At 39.6% G+C, this 18,719-nt stretch carries 7 protein-coding genes; 3 read left to right on the top strand and 4 right to left on the bottom strand.

Annotated features, from left to right (window positions below):
* Window positions 1-522 precede the first annotated feature (522 nt).
* Window positions 523-705, top strand: a complete 183-nt coding sequence (locus AACU32_RS38950) for a chlorophyll a/b-binding protein (RefSeq protein ID WP_096607550.1) — start codon at window positions 523-525, stop codon at window positions 703-705.
* A 205-nt stretch (window positions 706-910) separates the two neighbouring features.
* Here the strand turns inward: AACU32_RS38950 and rpoD are convergent, their stop codons facing one another.
* Entirely contained in the window at window positions 911-2,089 is a 1,179-nt protein-coding gene (gene rpoD, locus AACU32_RS38945; RefSeq protein WP_096607549.1) for an RNA polymerase sigma factor RpoD, read from the bottom strand.
* A 1,739-nt stretch (window positions 2,090-3,828) separates the two neighbouring features.
* Window positions 3,829-5,766: a DNA topoisomerase (ATP-hydrolyzing) subunit B gene (gyrB, locus tag AACU32_RS38940; protein ID WP_096607548.1), complete on the bottom strand. Its 1,938-nt coding sequence runs from the start codon at window positions 5,764-5,766 to the stop codon at window positions 3,829-3,831.
* A 215-nt stretch (window positions 5,767-5,981) separates the two neighbouring features.
* On the opposite strand from gyrB, the gene miaA reads away from it, so the two are divergent.
* A complete protein-coding gene (gene miaA / locus AACU32_RS38935; protein WP_096607547.1) occupies window positions 5,982-6,878 on the top strand; it encodes a tRNA (adenosine(37)-N6)-dimethylallyltransferase MiaA in 897 nt (298 codons plus the stop codon).
* Between the two features lie 32 nt (window positions 6,879-6,910).
* Here the strand turns inward: miaA and AACU32_RS38930 are convergent, their stop codons facing one another.
* Both AACU32_RS38930 and AACU32_RS38925 read right to left on the bottom strand, forming a co-directional pair.
* The gene (locus tag AACU32_RS38930) at window positions 6,911-8,761 is read right to left on the bottom strand and encodes an adenylate/guanylate cyclase domain-containing protein (protein ID WP_096607546.1); all 1,851 of its coding nucleotides are present in this window, start codon (window positions 8,759-8,761) and stop codon (window positions 6,911-6,913) included.
* Window positions 8,762-9,529: 768 nt separating this feature from the next.
* Entirely contained in the window at window positions 9,530-15,289 is a 5,760-nt protein-coding gene (locus AACU32_RS38925) for an AAA family ATPase (protein ID WP_096607545.1), read from the bottom strand.
* Window positions 15,290-17,173: 1,884 nt separating this feature from the next.
* On the opposite strand from AACU32_RS38925, the gene glcD reads away from it, so the two are divergent.
* Window positions 17,174-18,646: a glycolate oxidase subunit GlcD gene (gene glcD / locus AACU32_RS38920; RefSeq protein WP_096607544.1), complete on the top strand. Its 1,473-nt coding sequence runs from the start codon at window positions 17,174-17,176 to the stop codon at window positions 18,644-18,646.
* Window positions 18,647-18,719: the final 73 nt, after the last annotated feature.

The following is an 18,719-nucleotide window of genomic DNA, read 5'->3' as shown; positions in this document are numbered from 1 at the left end:
CGGGGATACCCCGTGGCGATCGCATTCCCCGTTAGCATTCCCCAAGCGAATTTGTAAATAAATATTGATATTTCTGAGAAGAAAATTCATCTAATTTTTCCGAAAAATACCTCACAGACTTTGTAAAGACTTGATATCTAAAGTTTCTACAACAGATTTCTCTGTTGGCAAGATTTTTGCCAATTGAGCAACTCTCCTAAGATTAGGTAAAATATTTGCAAAAGAATTTCAATAAATTATTGCATTGCTCAACACTAAGTAATGCCAATTCAGCCTCTAGCTTAAGATTGGAGCATAAATTGTTGATTTTATTGAGTATAATTACCCAGTATTTTTTCCAGCAATTCAACTGCTTCCCTACCTCTAGAGATAGATATTTCCGCCCCTGAGTATCAGGCACTGTTTTTTAAGTCAAGTTTTAGCAACAAAAATACAAATTGATTCTGGCAATTATGAAAATAGTTGTTATATTAGTTTACATAAGTCAATAAACCTTAGTAATCACCCTTTGGAGTTTCCACCATGACTAATGCCACAAAAACCCTTACCGCTCCTGTAGTAGAAGATCGCAATGCTTGGCGCTGGGGTTTTACTCCCCAAGCAGAAATTTGGAACGGTCGCTTAGCAATGATCGGCTTTTTAGCAGCGGCTTTAATTGAGCTGTTTTCTGGCCAAGGCTTCCTACATTTTTGGGGTATTCTGTAATCCCAATTTTGCATTTGCACCTGTAATACTTGGCAATGATTCAAAGCTTTTGCTATCAGGCTGTTGTTTAAGCATTAAAATACAAAATTAACTACAAATGAAAAACCTGGAGATGAAAATATCCCCAGGTTCTTTATTGTTGATGATTTGTATTTGGTTATTGTCAGGAGTCAAATACAAATGACTAATAACCAGTGACTAATGATTAACGGATATATTCCTTAAGAACACTGTTACGATTTGGGTGGCGTAACTTGCGGAGTGCTTTCGCTTCAATTTGGCGAATGCGTTCGCGAGTGACGTTAAAAATCTGCCCAATTTCTTCTAAAGTCTTCATCCGACCATCATCCAAACCGTAGCGCAATCTAAGAACATCTCTTTCGCGGGGGCTAAGACTGTCGAGGACTTTTTCCAAATCTTCGCGCAGCAGATTTTTGGAAACTTGGTCTTCTGGAGTCTCGCCATCGGATTCAATAAAATCACCTAATCGAGAATCTTCTTCTTTCCCGATGGGTGTTTCTAGAGAAATGGGCAATTGAGCCGATTTAGCAATAAACCGCAGCTTCTCAATCGTCATTTCCATGCGGGTAGCAATTTCCTCTTCAGTGGGTTTACGTCCCATTTCTTGAGAAAGCAGCTTAGTGGTTTTCTTAATCCGAGAGATAGTTTCGTAGAGGTGAACAGGAAGACGAATCGTGCGGGATTGATCGGCTATTGCTCTGGTAATTGCTTGACGAATCCACCATGTAGCGTAGGTAGAAAACTTATAACCTTTTTCATGGTCAAACTTTTCCGCAGCACGAATCAAGCCAAGACTACCTTCCTGAATTAAATCTTGGAAGGACAGACCACGATTCATATATTTCTTGGCAATTGAAACTACAAGGCGCAGGTTGGATTGCACCATTTTATCTTTCGCCCTGCGACCGATATGTAGTTTGTAGCGAAACGCTGACAATGGTAATTGCACAGCTTCTGCCCATTCGCTATCCTTGGGATCGCGTTCCAACTGTTCGGAAAGCCTTTCCCTGATCCTCTCTAATTCCAGCAATTCAGCGATTTTTCGCGCCAATTCAATTTCTTCGTCTGCCCGCAACAGACGAATTCGGCCGATTTCTTGCAAGTAAAGACGAATCGAATCTTCGGTATAATGCTTTTTCTTGCTTTGTGCCCGACGACGCGACTTAGCGGCTTTTCCAGACTTTGCGTCGTCCTCATCAGACTGAGGCTCTAAAAATTCATCAATTTCGCCTTCATCGCTGAGCAATAAGTCCTCATCGACTTCGTCGTCGATTAACAATGGATCTAACTCGAGATCAGGCTGATTTATCATTTCTAGGTCAGGCTGATAAATGCTTTCGAGTACGTTGTTAGCCTGGTTCATGCCGCGTTCCTCATGCTCCTTGCAGAATCAATTACTCAAGATGTGTTTACTTACTGCTCTTATTTAATGAGCTAGTTTACTACCGAAAATATGTTTTTGGGCTGGGTTGCCTGGGATATTTTCGGAAATTTTATCTCTCCTTTGGAGGAGTTTTTTACTAAGTGTGGAAATCACCGTTGTAGCTGACTTACTCACCATAGTAAAGGCTATGCGTATTTTTATCGCATACTACCTTTAACTGACTTGTCTCAAAAAAGACATGTCTTGAGAAAAAAATTTACCTCTACAGTTAAATAAGTATAACTGTTGGTAGATTTCTTCCGTAAATACTGTTCCGATTGTAGCCTGTTTCACAGAAATTGCACTCTTTTTGTGTGTTAATCTTGTAGTCCTTAAGAGAGGTAAAGCCACTATTATCAAAAAGAACTTCAAAATGGTAGTCATACCCTTAAATCTTTTCTGAAACTTTTTGGAATTGCAGTGGCATTGTCATTACTTTCAAAAGTAAGTACACCTCTGGATGCACGATTCTAAGTACAATGAACAACATTAATTACTTAAGAACAGCGCATTTTATATTAACTCAACCCAGAAGCAATAGCGCAGGTATTTTTACATTTCCTTCATAAATGAAGGAAGTTCGTGAAGAAGCAGCGAAATCAAGCGCTAGGTAGATACAGCACATATGATGATGCTACTCTTGGGGGACTCTGCATTGTGTGTACTATTTACCTAAACTAAGGAGTTGAGGTAATGGTGGAATCAGCCTGATAGCAGATCAATTTAGATTCAACTATTTGCCCTTATTCACACGTTAGCGCACTACTGCAATTTCAGCCCTATGAATCTTGACAAACTTTTCCTATTGTATACAACGATATTTTAATCAATTCATCAAAGATTTGACATCATAGACGCTCCATTATTTGCCCTTTGAAGCTTAAGAATTTAGAACGTGGGTTGGACACCTACTAAAAGATGTACTTTAAGTAAAATAAATGTAAAGTTTAATACCCCTTGTGCTAGTAGTTTATCAGCCTGAGGTTTAATGATTAACCTTTAAGTTACATAGCAAATGCATCATAGTATATGAGATTAAGCATTGCTCTTTCAGGATAACAAATACCTTTCTAAGTAGGGTAAAAAATTTACATGTATCCATTAAGTGTTGTTTTAAAGTTGTTGTGAAATAGAGATGAAGCTAGGAAATTTGCCAATGCTCAATCCCGGAAACTAACAACCATGACTTGACAAAAAATAATTTATATGTATTGCAGAATTTCAATGAATTTTATCAGCTTTGTAATTAATGTTTATTTATTGTATCAACCAATTCTCATTGTCTAACTTGCCAAACTAATTTTGTGGGGTATGTAGTGAGTGCTATGGCGCTAGCTGAAGCTGAGAAGGGAAAGTGAAGAATTTTAAACTTGTAAAGGATCTGTGACAGATTAATAGTATAGGAAATGTCTAAAACCTTAACGCCCAGCGCCGAGACGGTAATTTTCTCACGAATAAGCTGCGAAGCATCTAATTTGTCATCTAATTTGTATATAAGACGCGGGCAAGATGCCCGCACTACAATTATTTTGCGTTTTTGATTTATATAATTTAGCTGCACATCAGCTTAGCGCATAGTGTTTTAGAGATGAACAGCTAGAGCCAAAAAATAGGGCGCGGTAACCGCGCCCTGCAATTTATTGTAATAAACCTAGTAGAAAGTTAACTATCAGCAGACTTTAAATGTCTAAATCCGTTAAATTCAGTTTAGATCCATAGGTTTCGATAAATTCTCGCCGGGGTGCGACGCGATCGCCCATTAAAATTGTGAAAATGCGATCGGCTTCGGCAGCATCCTCAATTTCCACTTGCTTCATTTTCCGGGTTTCTGGGTTCATTGTCGTTGTCCAGAGTTGTTCTGGCATCATTTCACCCAAACCTTTGAATCGTTGGATAGTATAGTTGGCATTGCTAGGAAATGCGGCAATTTTTTGTTGTAATTCGCGATCGCTATAGCAATACTCATGATTGCGTCCCCGTTCTAATTTATAGAGTGGCGGACAAGCAATATAAATGAAACCCTGTTCAATTAACGCCCGTTGATACCGATAGAAAAATGTTAACAAGAGAGTACGGATATGCGCCCCATCCACATCAGCGTCAGTCATAATGACTATGCGATGATAGCGCAGTTGGGTAGAGTCGAATTCCTCGCCTTTGACACCCAAACCTAGTGCTGTAATTAAGGCTTGGATTTCATTGTTTTTATAAATTTTGGAATCGTCAGTTTTCTCAATATTGAGGATTTTACCGCGTAGGGGGAGGATGGCTTGGGTACGGCGATCGCGTCCTTGTTTGGCACTTCCACCTGCTGAATCGCCTTCGACAATATAGATTTCCGATTCGCTGGGATCGCGAGTACTACAATCAGCCAACTTTCCAGGTAATGGTGATGATTCCAGTACCGACTTGCGGCGTACTAATTCCCGTGCATGACGCGCTGCTTCAGCCGCTTTGAAAGCTTGGATGGCTTTATCTAAAACTGAATCAGCAACACCTGGGTGAAATTCTAGGTATTCGGTGAGAACTTCACCAACCAATGAATCAACGATTCCCCGTACTTCAGTGTTACCAAGTTTGGTTTTAGTTTGTCCTTCAAACTCCGGATCGGGGACTTTTACAGAAATAATTGCTGTCAAGCCTTCGCGGACGTGTTCACCACTGAGGTTAGGTTCATTTTCTTTAATTTTGTTACGTTTGCGGGCGATCGCATTTAATGTCCGAGTCAGAACTGCCTTCAAACCTTCCAGGTGTGTACCACCATCAACTGTACGAATATTATTGGCAAATCCTAGGACATTATCTGTATAAGCATCAGTACACCACTGCAACGCCACTTCAACTTGGACATGACTGCGTTCTCCCTGCACATAAATAATTTCTTCATGTAGGGGCTGCTTCTCGCGGTTCATGTAGGCAATATACTCTTTGATCCCACCCCTGTACTCGTATGTTTCTACCTTGGGTGTATCGCTTTTGAGCAGTTCTAGTCGGTTATCAGTAAATGTAATTTTGACCCCTGCATTCAGATAAGCCAATTCCCGCAGGCGACCCGATAAAGTAATATAATCAAACTCAGTACCAGTGGTAAAAATTTGCGAATCAGGTTGAAAGGTGACCGAAGTTCCGGTTCTAGCTTCTTTGTAAGGCTTCGCTTGTAGTTCAGTAACTGGGATACCCCTTTCATAACGCTGGAGATGAACCTTTTTATCTCGCCAAACTGTCACTTCTACAAATTCAGATAAGGCGTTAACAACAGAAATTCCTACTCCGTGTAATCCTCCTGAAACTTTGTAGCCACCGCCACCAAACTTGCCTCCGGCGTGCAATATGGTCAAAACCGTTTCCAAAGCTGATTTTCCGGTTTTGGGGTGAATATCTGTAGGAATACCCCGGCCATCATCTGTTACAGTCACAGAACCATCGGCGTTAAGATCCACCTCCACATGGGTACAGTAACCGGCTAAAGCTTCATCAACAGAATTATCCACCACCTCGTAAACTAAATGATGGAGTCCCTTCGGACCAGTGGAACCGATGTACATACCTGGTCGTTTGCGGACGGCTTCCAGACCTTCCAGAACTTGAATCTGATCGGCACTGTAACTGCTCGTCATGAAAATTCTCCTGATGTGTGGGGTTAAAATCGCTTAAATGCTGAAAAAGTCAAATCACTCCAAAATTTTAACACAAAAGCCTTGCTAGCGTCTGTAGGGCAATTTTGTGAGAAGTTTATACAGGGACTGCATCCCTAGATATGGGAGCAGGGGAGCAGGGGGAACAAAGAGAAATAATAAATGACTATTGACTATTGACAACTGACAACTGACAAATGACTAAATTAGTTGTAATTTGTGGAGCAACGGCGACGGGTAAATCAGGTTTGGCTTTGGCTTTAGCTAGGCGCTTGGGTACTGTGATCCTCAGTGCAGATTCTCGCCAAGTTTACCGGGATTTTAATATTGGCACAGCAAAGACTACAGTAGCGGAACAAAAATTAGTGCCGCACTATTTAATAGATATCTATGCTCCGACAAACACGATGACGGTAGCAGATTACCAAGAACAAGCGCAAGCTTACTGTGCTTCTGTTTCTGATTCTCCTTTATTGCTGGTTGGGGGTACAGGTTTATACATACGTTCTATTGTCCAAGGTATGAAAATTCCCAGGGTAGCACCGCAATTAGAATTGCGATCGCAACTCGCAGAAATTGATCAAAATCAACTTTACGCTATGTTGCAACAAGTTGATCCTACTGCTGCACAAAAAATTCATCCCCATGACTCAGTTCGGACTTTAAGAGCATTAGAAGTGTATTACGTTACGGGAATACCTATCTCAGCACAACAAGGGGAAAACCCCCCAGATTATCCGATTTTGCAAATTGGTTTAGATTGCGATCCCCAAAGGTTGCGTCTACGGATTCACCAACGTACTAAGCAGATGATCGCCGATGGATTAGTTACTGAGGTCGATGAACTTTGTCAGAAATACGGTGCTGATTTACCTTTGTTGAATACTTTAGGCTACCAAGAAATCAAGCAATATTTGTCGGGAAAAATTTCTTTAGATGCAGCTCAAGAATTAATAGTTTTACATACGCGACAATTTGCCAAGCGACAACGCACTTGGTTTCGAGCATATCCACAAATTGAGTGGTTTGATGCCGATGATCCTGATTTATTCGCGCAAGTTTTACAACGAATTAAAGAATTTATTGACAAATGACAAATGACAGTCTTCATGCCAAAACTACAACACTAACCTTTGATAGATTCATACAAAGCATCTAATCTAGCTTGTATAGCTGGAGGTTTAGCAGTGAAATGTAGATAAAAATTGCCATTTTCTGCTTGTTTGTCGAACACCTTGGCATAGATATCTTCTTGAAGTTCGGGTGGGATGTTTGGTACTAATAATTTGAGCTTGATATTTGTCTGTGCTGGCGGTAAAGAACCTATGACTGCATTTTCGATGCGAATCTTAGCACCCTTAGCTGAGAGTTCAACGATACTTCCCTGATATATAGTTGTGCTAATATGCTTGTCTTCTAAAATTGCGTATTGTACAGGAATAATTCCCGAAACTGGGAAAAATTCTTCTTCTTCTCTAGGTATGAAAAGATTGTAATCTCCGCTGATGCCGTATACTTCGTAGATAGTAATTGGCTGTTTTACACCTTTGGGTTGTACCTGTTTGTGTCCACTTACTTTGACAATTGATCCAGCGGCTTTTAATGTCTCCTCGGAAATCAGAATTTCACCACCTGTTGTATAAGATTCGATGCGGTAAGTTAGGTTGACTTCACTACCGACGATCCCGTATTTTGTGCGTTTTTCTGAGCCGATATTTCCCAAAATTACCAGTCCAGTATTGATCCCAATGCCCATGTCTAATTGAGGAAAGCCTAAATTTTTCAATTTTTGATTTACAGCACCCATTGCTAATTGCATCGCACAAGCACAAGCTACCGCTTGAACAGCATCGTCTTCTTTTGGCATAGGCGCACCAAATAGAACTAAAATGCCATCACCCATGAATTCGTTAATAGTTCCGTGGTACTGGGTAATGACATCGGCCATGTATTCTAGATAAATGTTGAGGATAGTAATTACTTCTTCTGGTTGCGATCGCTCTGATATGGCTGTGAATCCTCTTAAATCGGAAGTCAGAATCGTGATTTTCCGCCTCTCACCGCCTAATTTCAATCCTTCAGGACTATCTAACAAATTTGTGACTATGTCATCACTGAGATAACGTCCAAACACCTGACGAATCAGCGAGTTCCTTTTTTCTAAATCTGTGTTGGCTTGAGCTAAATCAGCAGTGCGTTCTGTCACACGCACTTCTAACTCCCTAGCAGTTTGACGCAGCCTACTAATCACCAAGGTTAACCCAGTGAGTCCCAATACAGATAAACCACCCAACATCATAGATGCCGTTTGCAAACTTTTGTTAGTCTGATCTGTAAAGCTATCTAGAGATTGAGTAACAGATAAAACTCCGCGCACGTCTCCCACTTGCCAATTCTTCTTGGGACTATTCGGATCGGTGTTATGACAAGCAACACAAGTCGCCTCCATACGCACTGGTTCACCATATCGCCAGAAGCTGCGACCGTTTTTTTCTTCCAGGCGTGCAAAATTTTTCTCTTCAGGATGTGCTCTCAAGAAGGTGAGAGCCTTTTGCTCAAAATCATCTTTGGGACCACCTTCAGCTTTTCGCCAGGGAAAGGGATAATCACTGTATAGACGGACTGACATCCCGTTTTGTTTGACACTGATATTTTTTCCCAATTCAATCGCATAAGTTGAAGGTGGAGGAATTGCACCGTCTTTGATCAGGTAGTCGTGAACAATGCTAATCCCTTTGACTTTTTTGGCGCGATCGGCAGCTGCATTGCTATATAGTGTCCAAGCATCCATAATTGATTGGGCTTGTAATTGAGCATTCGTCATTGCTTGGGCTTCCATTAGATTAGTCGAGAGGTTAGACATATTTGCCAACGCTACACCCACGCCAATGGAGAACAACAGCAGCAGAATCAGGACTGTTTGTTTGAAAAGCAGACTCACCGAAAACTTCCACAAGCGAGAAATCAACTGTTCCATCCCCTTACCTCAGTCGTATTAGTTACTAGATTAAATAGATTATGATATATACTCTTTGTGACATAGCAAAATTTAGCTAATTTTCCAACTTTTTTTGTGCTGTATTTTTCTCTAATGATTACAAAATATTAAAGCAATAATTTCCCAGATGACTGGTTATATTACATTTATTTAATTTATTAGTAAAAGTTAGGAAATGTCTCCAACTGGCTATATCTATACATACACAAGCAAATTCGGAATATATTAGCGACTAGTTAAGTCGCTGAGTTGAAATATTTGCATCAAAAATCTGACGAATATTTCTTTTGTTGAAGATTATTAATTATTGAGAATATAAAATCATTATCTGATTTTTGAAGTATAGCTATTATATAGCAATCCTCAATCATTCGTGAACAGCAAGATCCCCGACTTCTTCAAGAAGTCGGGGATCTGAAGTCCCTACTATTAACCCGCATTTCTCACAAAAAGTAGGGGCGGGTTCACAGATATGCTTTCTTAATTTACGACTATCTGGCTTAACCCGCCCCTACGGCTGTAGACACAGAGAAGAAAAAATCTCGTGAGAAATCCGGGTTAAGTAGCATTAACAAGCAAAACCTGAATGTGGTGGGCAATGCCCAGCCTGCGAATTTTTATAGATATTTTCTGGATCAATACTCATAGACCTAAGTATTTGTGCTAATAATTGAGCGCGGTTTTCTGCTTATCCAGCAAGCTCCTCTCCAGTTGCTAAAACAGTACCATTTTGCGCTTATTTACAGCTTAGTTGACTGGAGTTGGGAAAGTGCATAATTGTTGACCTAATTGCACCCATCTGAGAATCTCTAGAACTGGGTATTTTGCACTGAAGTGAATATAAAAACTTCCTGACTCTGCCGATTTTTCTGAAACCTTGGCATATATATCTTCTTTAAGTTCACCGGGGATACTTGGTACCAATAAGTTAAGTTTGATATTTGTTTGTGCTGGTGGTAAAGACTTGTCAGCTTCATTTTCACAATAAACTTTAGCTCCTTTGGTTGAGAGTTCAACTAAATTTCCTTTGAAGACGATTTCATTAATATGCTTGTCCTCCAAAACTGCGTACTGGATGGGTATGATTCCAGAAAGGGGAAAGAAGATCTCTTCTTCTTTAGGCAGATAGAGGTTGTAAGCACCGCTGATACCATCAACTTTGTAGACAGAGATCGGCTGTTTTACTCCTTTTGGGTGTACCTGCTTTTGCCCACCAACTCTGACAATTGATCCTGCTTCTTGTAATGTCTGCTCGGAAATTAGAATTTCACCTCCTATGGTGTAGGACTCAATACGGTAAGCTAGATTCACCTGGCTGCCTACGATACCGTACTTAGTGCGTTTCTCTGAGCCGATGTTTCCCAAAATTACCAGGCCTGTGTTGATGCCAATGCCCATGTCTAGTTGGGGAAAGCCTAAATCCTTGAGTCTTTCATTCACAGCACCCATTGCCAACTGCATGGCACAAGCACAAGCTACAGCTCTTGCAGCATCATCCTCTCTTGAGGTGGGGGTACCAAACAAAACCAAAATCCCATCTCCCATAAATTCATTAATGCTGCCCTGATACTGGGTAATTACATCTGCCATGTATTCAAAATAAATGTTGAGGATAGTAATTACTTCTTCTGGTTGCCATCGTTCTGATATTGCTGTGAATCCTCTTAAATCAGAAGTCAGGATAGTCATTTTCCGTCTATCGCCGCCAAGTTTCAATCTTTCTGGGCTTTCCAGCAAATTGGCTACGATCTCATTACTGAGATAACGTCCAAAGACTTGGCGAATCAGTAAGTTCCTTTTTTCTAAATCGGTGTTGACTTGAGCCAGTTGGGCAGTACGCTCCTGCACTTTTTGTTCCAGAGTTTGGTAGAGCAGTGCGTTTTCAATTGAAATCGCCGCTTGGCAAGCTAAGATTTTCAAAACTTCCAGGCGGTTGGGCGTAAATGCACCTGTCATCAGGTGATTTTCCAGGTACAGCACGCCAATGAGTTTGCCTTGATTGATGATGGGCGCACAAAGAACTGACTGGGGTTGATGTTGTCTAATAAATGGATCGCTGATAAATAGTCCTTGACGAGTAGCATCCGTAAGCACGACATCAGATTGGGTTCTCACCACATAATTGACGATCGCTGTTGGTAGTAAATCACTGTTGTCCACTGGTAGCGATCGCACAACCCTGACTGCATCGTTATCCGCCTCCTTGATGGCATTAATCTCCAGTTCACCGTTCCGGGAGAGGATGAAGAAGCCTTTGGTAGCTCCAGCATTCTCAATAACTATCGTCATCAATGTTGCCAGCAAGTTCTCGAAAACGATTTCACCTGCGATCGCCTGGGAAGCTTTGATCACGGCTGCCAAATCCAGCGCGTCTGAAACACCAGTCTCAGTGCTAGAAGAAGTTGTGAGGCGACTTAAAGTTTGAGTTATGCTGCTAGAGACTTTTTCAACTCTACCCGATTGTCGGCAAAGTAACTGGGGATAAGTGTTTTCTAGTTGTTTAACTTTCGCTGTGGCTCCCCATTGCTGATAACAATAATGGGCATCCATCATGTAAACCTGGGCAATTTTAGTCATGCCTTTTGCCAGGTAAAATTTTGCTGCCAGTTCCTGCGCTAAGGCTTCTTCTTGGATGTATCCATGTTCTTTTGCCAAATCTATGGCACGATTGTAGTTGTCCATTGCCTGAGCTTGTTCACCAAGAACCCGATGCCTTTCAGCGGCAACTAAATGAAATTTGTGCAAAAAATTCATTGGCGCATGGTGTGCCCAGAATTGCATTTTTTCTTGGTTAGTTTGCACCTTCTCCAAAATATGCATTTTCTCAGGATCTTGGGCATCCGCATACATTGCTAATTGGCCTAAAGAATCATAAAAATTGAAGATCGCTCCTAAAATAAATGCACATCCACTATCTAAATAATTCTCTGCTAGGACTGCATATTGAGTAACTTTAGCAAAATCTTGCAGTAGGTAACTAACTATTAACTTGCTAATCGCAAAAATAAAAATTGAACTGCGAACGCGAACATTGGCTGACAAAAAATATTCCAGAACTATTTCATCATTGAAATCTCCCCGATCCCACCCAATTGGAATTTCCACTCGGCCAAGTAGATTCAGGATTGATTGGCGCAATATTTCATTTTTACAAAGCATAGTTTCTTGTTTTAGGTCAATCATTACATGACTGTACTTTGCCATTTCTTGTTCAGTCTCTATCAATGATCTGCCCGAAATATAAGAGTGACAACCATAATGGAAAGCGGCTCTAGCTGCATATTCAAAATCTGCCATTTCAAAGCCAATTTGATAACTTTGCAGCAAAGGATTCAAAGTTTCTTGAATATGCTGTTTCCAATGTTTAATAGATATGTTAAAAGCAACAATTGTCTTGGCTTGAAATTCTTTAGTGTCAAATTTATCTAAAATTTCTAAGGCAAGTTTACCAAATTGATAACCTGTATCAATATCTCCAACAATCCCCGCTAAAAATAAACCATACCAAGCATAAGATGTGGCAGCAACCGCAGCATTACCATACTGAACTAACAGCTTAATTTGCTGCAATACCATCAATTGGAAGATCATTGGTACGCTATTATAAGCACTGATGATCACGCTCGTCATCAGCCGCATTGCTGCTATTTTATTATCATCTGTCATCTCTGGTAGGTTAATTAACTCCAAAGGTTCCTTACCAGCTAATACCTGTTTTGTTTCTTCGTAACTCTGTTTAACATCTAACTCGCTGGGATTTTGGGGAAATTTAATATCTAACAAATCCAAAATTTCTAAGGTTGTTTCTATCGCTCCCTGCATCTGATTCCAAGCAGCATAAAATTGGATCTTTATTTCATACACTTTTACTTTGTCAAGCACAGTTTTTGCTTGTTGTAAAACTATTTGAATATACCGATCCATTTCCGGAAACTCGCCGTTGATGTATGCTGCTTCTGCCGCTTCTACATACAGTGCCAGTGTCAGTTCATACTGCTCTTGCCAACTAGATGACTCTAACAAATTCATCCCCACCCGCAAGTAATTCATTGCACAACTATAGGCGGCGGATGCCTTGGCTTTTTTCCCGGCAATGAGATTTAATTCTGCCAATTCATGGCGTTTTGATTGATTGATAATTAATTGAATGCCAAAATTGAGTTGATTGACAATGTCGAATATTTTCTCATTTAGTGTATATTCATTATTTCTTAGCAGCAGATACCCTACTTGTAAGTGGACGATTTGCTTCTGGTTTTCTGGAATTAGGCAATAAGCAGCTTGCTGTACGCGGTCGTGCAAGAACTTGTAAGATATCAAAGATGAAATATTCTCAATTGGAAATTTTAACTCTCCTTCTGTTTCTTGATTTGCCCAGTCCTCAGCAATCAGCAGTTGCTCTTCATTTCCTAGTGGCAGAATTAGCCCTGACTCAATTGCTTCCCATAAATCATGAGCGGTTTGGATCGCAGTTTTTTTATACACAATTGACAGAGTTTGTAAATAAAATTGATTACCAATACAAGCAGCTAACTTTAAAATTTGCTGTGCTTGAACAGACAAATCTTGAATTCTGCTTGCCATTAACTCAACGACATTATCTGTAATTTGTGAGGCTTGAATTTTCGCGATATCCCACTGCCATACTCCCTGATTAAAATCAAATTCCACTAGCTCTTGCATGTACAAAGATTTTAAGAACTCGTTCACAAAAAAAGGATTACCATGCGTCTTCTCGATCACAAGTTCTGCTAAGGGTAATGCCCTTGATTCATCGCAATGTAGCGTCTCTGCAATTAACTGGATCACATGGGTCAAATTTAAAGGGGAAAGCGCAATATGATTGACGCTAGGATAAATCTTTTGACCACAATAAATCGCATTGGTTTTTTGAATTTCTTCTAAGATCAACATCAATGGATGAGTTGCACTGACCTCATTGTCTCGATAAGCACCAATAAGGAACAGATATTGACTATCTGATTCTGTCATCAGTAACTGGATCAGTTTTAGGGAAGCAGAATCTGCCCATTGCAAATCATCTAAAAAAATCACTAACGGGTGTTCGGGTTTGGTAAACACATGGATGAAGTTTTGCAAAACCCAATGAAAGCGATTTTGCGATTCTGTCGCTCCTAGTTCTGGTACAGTAGGCTGTTTACCTACAATGAGTTCGACTTCAGGAATTACATTAATAATCACCTGACAATTGATAGGTAAGGCAGCTAAAATTTTTTCCCGCCAGATAGCAATTTGTGCCTCAGTTTCTGTCAACAACTGTCGAATTAATTTCTGAAATGCCTGAATTAAAGAAGCGTAGGGAATATTCCTCTGCAACAGGTCAAACTTCCCAGAGATAAAATATCCTTTGTGCCGTGTAATCGGTTTATAAACTTCTTGTATCAATGCGGACTTACCGATCCCGGAATAACCAGATACGAGCATCATTTGCGAAAAAGAGGATGGGGAATACAAAGATAATTCTTCGCTGTCTCCCCTGAATACTCTTTCACAGGCAGTCAACAATGTTTCAATCTCTCGATCTCTGCCATATAATTTTTGTGGAATTTGGAAAATTGGTGAAATATCCTGCTGTCCAAGTGGGAAGCAGAGAATCTGATCAGTTTCGCGCAACTGAGTAAGGCATCTTTGCAAATCGGCTATCAATCCATAGCTACTTTGGTATCGTTCCTCAGGCATTTTGCCTAACAACTTTAAGACAATAGCTGAAATTGGTTTGGGAATACCTGGATTCAATTCATGAGGTGCTACAGGCTGTTTAGCAAGATGACAATGAACCAACTCCATGACATCGGTAGTTTCAAATGGTAGATGCTGGGTGAGCAGTTCATAAAAGGTGACACCTAGGGAGTAAAAGTCTGTACGATAGTCTATTGACCGATTCATTCGCCCGGTTTGCTCCGGCGACATATAAGCTAGTGTGCCTTCTAGGCAATCGGGATTACAGATGAACTGGATTTCTCTGGAAAGTCGAGAAGCGATCGCAAAATCTGTAATTTTCACCTCGCCTGTTTGCGAGTTAATAATAATATTTTGCGGCTTGATATCCTGATGAATAATCCGATTTTTATGTAATTCACCTAGTGTTTCCACCAGTTTCATGGCAATTGACAAAAATTCGTTGATTTTTAATTCTTGTATCTTCATAAATTGATGGAGTGATTCTCCACCAAAATCTTCCAGGATAAGTACAAGAGAGCCATGATAATTTTTCAGACTATAAGACTTGACAACTCCCGATATATTAATAGCCTGAGTAATGTCATATTCATGCTTCAATCTGGCGATATCAGTCAGGGTAGGATACTCCTTGTTCACTACTTTCATGACTACTGGTTTTTGATCCCAGACTCTATAACCTCGATAAATAACCGTCTTTGATCCTACATAAATCACTGCTGTGATTTGATATCCGGGAATTGTCATCATATTTGTATTACTTAACTCCCAATAAGTAGTGCCGATTTTTTGATTTTCAATCTTCATAGAATTGTTCTTTTCCTAGATATTGAAATCTCAAGCATTATGGGAAAATGCAAAAAATGACTTATCCATTTTTTTTGGATTCAAAACGACTTTTACTTTTACCTTGCATTCACAGCAATGGGATATTTATTGAATGGTAAATTTATTGTGAATGGGAAATTTATTGTCAGATGATTAGATAAAGTTGGAATTTGACGCTGGCAAGCTTGCGGGTAATTTGCTCAAAATCTGAGCATTATAAAAACTTTTTAAATTGAGGAATAGAATATTTACCACTATTTAAAAGTTTAATAGTTACCATTAAAATCTTAAATAGTTATTCAGCAGTTATCAATTGTTTATGATTCAGTAATTCAATCGGAAAAAAGCTTAAATTTTTCTTATAAGTGGTGATTTTAATTAATTTATTAGAATTTTGAGTAAATGTTACAGAAAATAGTTTTTTGATTAAATATTAGGAGACCTAAAATTTAGGCGATCGCTCTCAGGTAATGATATGTATCATCTAATTTTTATCAGAAAAAATGTATTGAGCAATACGGTTTTCTGACAATTTTTTCGGTATTTATTAATAAGTAAAACTCATAAGTAAACTCAGTAACCAATGCTAAAAGCAGCCTCAGTGGTAGCTTCTGAGCGTTAAAGTTAATTTAAAGTTAAAGATAAATAATTTTCAGACTGAGGAGTATTTAGTTTGGCTGTGTTGCAATTATCCACAGTTTTAACTGATAGTCAAAACTTATAATAAATAGTTAAATGTTGAAAATAAGATATACCAATTCAGATACAAAGTAAGTGTTAAAGGTAGTATATATTTGAAATTTTAATTCGTGCAGGCACTCAGATAAATACCACTGAAACCTATACTTAAGTAAGTAAGTCGGTGGAAAAAAACCAAACTATGTTACGAAACGTAAATTGGCTTGAAACCCTTACCAATGACAAATGACAAATGACAGTCCTCGCCAGTTATGTTTAATTGCACCGCCCTACTTATTAAAAACTTTTCCTAATACTTTAGGTTTAATTATCATTTTTATTTAGCACTAATTGAACTTTTTATTCTGAGAATTGAGATCATCTATCTAGAGGTACATTTATTCTGTACACCAGTAAGTCTGACGCTTACAAGCTCTAGATATTCATGATGGAAATGTTAGCTATTACTTGAGGTAGATAAGGAGGAACTAGACAATTGATTAGAATTAAGCGTATTTACAAAACTGCTTACACTTTAACTAAGTAAGTCGGTGAGAATAAACCTAACTATGTAACAGATTGTAAAATCGACATAACACTTGAGATTGCTACCCTTCGGGAAGCCGCTGACGCTCCTTCTCCCAAGGGGAGACGCTACGCGAACGTCGCTACCGCTGACGCTCGAAGACTCGCTAACGCTGCGCTAACGCTAACGCGTCTACATTCCACTTCGTTTCATTCGCAATGACATAGCGTGAATTATTTAAGCCGTTCTACTTAGTACAGCACGGCGTAAATAAAGCTCTCATTACAAATCGCCTTAAGGCTGACTATACGGCTTTCATTTGAGACTTTAGACTTCAGCTTTTGTGTACTAGTCAGGTATATGGTTCATGTAGGCTATAGTATAAGAAACTTTAAGTAAAGTAAAGAAAGTTTATATTTATCAATAAAAAATATAAATCTTATAAAGAATAATAATCAATTGAGACAAAGCTTGCAGACGCACTCGTATGCATCAGCCTTAATTACCTTCTGATTGAGAAACGCCAGAAATACATGGTCATTAAGTGATACAAATCAAAGCCAAAGATGCGATCGCACTCTTGTAACTCCTGTCACAATAATCTTTAGCATTAGCCATGCATTTGCAGGCGATGAGTGCATCCCCATAACAAACCACTTATGCTCACCCAAGATAAACAACAACGTAACTGGAAACCAATCATCAGCGCTTTCGAGGCTGTTCTTGGTAAAAATGGCGTGGTACAACGACGAGAGGAACTAATTACTTATGAATGCGATGGTTTAACAGCCTATCGCCAACGTCCGGCGGTAGTTGTACTACCGAGAACGACAGAACAAGTTGCGGCGGTGGTGAAGATATGTAACCAATACTCCCTTCCCTTTATTGCGCGGGGTTCTGGAACTGGTTTATCTGGTGGTGCTTTACCGCTGGAAAATTCAGTTTTAATTGTCACTTCCTTAATGCGGCAAATACTCAGCATTGATTTAGAAAATCAAAGGGCTGTTGTGCAGCCAGGGGTAATTAATAGTTGGGTGACACAAGCTGTAAGTGGTGCTGGTTTTTACTATGCACCAGACCCCTCTAGCCAAATTATCTGCTCAATTGGCGGCAACATCGCGGAAAATTCTGGTGGAGTACATTGCCTGAAATATGGTGTAACTACTAACCATGTTTTAGGATTAAAACTAGTGCTTCCCGATGGTGAGATTGTGGATGTGGGAGGACAAATTCCGGAAATGCCTGGTTATGATTTAACAGGTATATTTGTGGGTTCGGAAGGTACTTTGGGGATTGCTACAGAAATTACGCTAAAAATCCTCAAAACTGCGGAATCAATTTGTGTATTGTTGGCAGATTTTACTAGTGTAGAAGCGGCTGGGGCTACGGTTTCCGATATCATCAGCGCGGGGATTATTCCTGGTGGTATGGAAATGATGGATAACTTTAGTATTAATGCTGTGGAAGATGTTGTCGCTACAAATTGTTATCCCCGCGATGCTACGGCAATTTTGCTGATAGAAATTGATGGTTTGGAAGTAGAAGTTGGCGGGAATAAACAGCGAATAATCGAAATTTGTCAACAGAATGGTGCGCGTAGTGTGACATCTGCTAGCGATCCTGAAACCCGTTTAAAACTTTGGAAAGGGCGCAAAGCTGCTTTTGCAGCTGCGGGACATCTAAGTCCAGATTATTATGTTCAAGATGGGGTAATTCCCCGGACACAATTACCCTATGTATTACAAGAAATTGAGTTATTAGGTGAAAAATTTGGTTACCGTGTAGCAAATGTGTTTCATGCAGGTGATGGAAACCTTCACCCACTAATTCTTTATGATAATGCTATTCCTGGAGCATTAGAAAAAGTGGAAGAATTAGGCGGAGAAATTCTTAAACTTTGCGTCAGAGTAGGCGGTAGCATTTCTGGTGAACATGGTATCGGTGCTGATAAAAAATGTTATATGCCAGATATGTTTAGCCAAACTGATTTAGAAACTATGCAATGGGTAAGGGAAGTATTTAACCCTAAAGGTTTAGCAAATCCAGAAAAGATATTTCCGACACCCCGCACTTGTGGTGAAGCGGCCAATGCTGCAAATGTCAAGCAGTTTGAAGGTGTGGAAAGATTTTAATTGTCATTTGTCATTTGTCATTTGTCATTTGTTCTTACCTAAATAGGTGACGAGTTCTTGATTAACCTCACCC

Origin of the sequence: Calothrix sp. NIES-2100, from assembly GCF_963875285.1 — a bacterium.
Taxonomy (GTDB): Bacteria; Cyanobacteriota; Cyanobacteriia; order Cyanobacteriales; family Nostocaceae; genus Aulosira.
This window is presented reverse-complemented; position numbering and strand designations above follow the sequence as displayed.